Annotated in this window: 1 protein-coding gene; it reads left to right on the top strand. The window is 70.1% G+C overall.

Going from position 1 to position 421, the window contains the following annotated elements:
• Positions 1-7 precede the first annotated feature (7 nt).
• Positions 8-421, top strand: a 414-nt coding sequence (locus IG88_RS39900; RefSeq protein WP_267884684.1) for an AMP-binding protein, incomplete at its 3' end; no start/stop codon positions are given.

Genomic DNA, 421 nt, shown 5'->3' with positions numbered 1-421 from the left:
GCCGTTGGTGTGTGGTGCGGCTGTGGTGGTGGCGCGGCGGGAGGTGGTGGTCGATCCGGGGGCTGTTGTGGGGTTGATGCGGCGTCATGGGGTGTCGGTGGTGCAGGCGACTCCGGCTTTCTGGCAGATGTTGCTGGCGTTTGAGCCGGGTGCGGTGCGGGGGTTGCGGGTGGTGGTGGGGGGTGAGGCGTTGCCGGTGCGGTTGGCGGATGTGCTGGCGGGTGAGGCGTTGGAGGTGGGGAACTGGTACGGGCCGACGGAGACGACGGTGTGGTCGACGACGGCTCCGGTGGTGGTGGGGGGTGGGGTGGCGATCGGGGTGCCGATCGGGAACACGCGGGTGTTCGTGCTGGATGAGCGGTTGCGTCCGGTGCCGTGGGGTGTGCAGGGGGAGTTGTACATCGCGGGTGGGGGGTTGGCG

This window comes from Streptomyces sp. NRRL F-5650 (assembly GCF_000721365.1).
Classification (GTDB): Bacteria; Actinomycetota; Actinomycetes; order Streptomycetales; family Streptomycetaceae; genus Streptomyces; species Streptomyces ardesiacus.
This window is presented reverse-complemented; position numbering and strand designations above follow the sequence as displayed.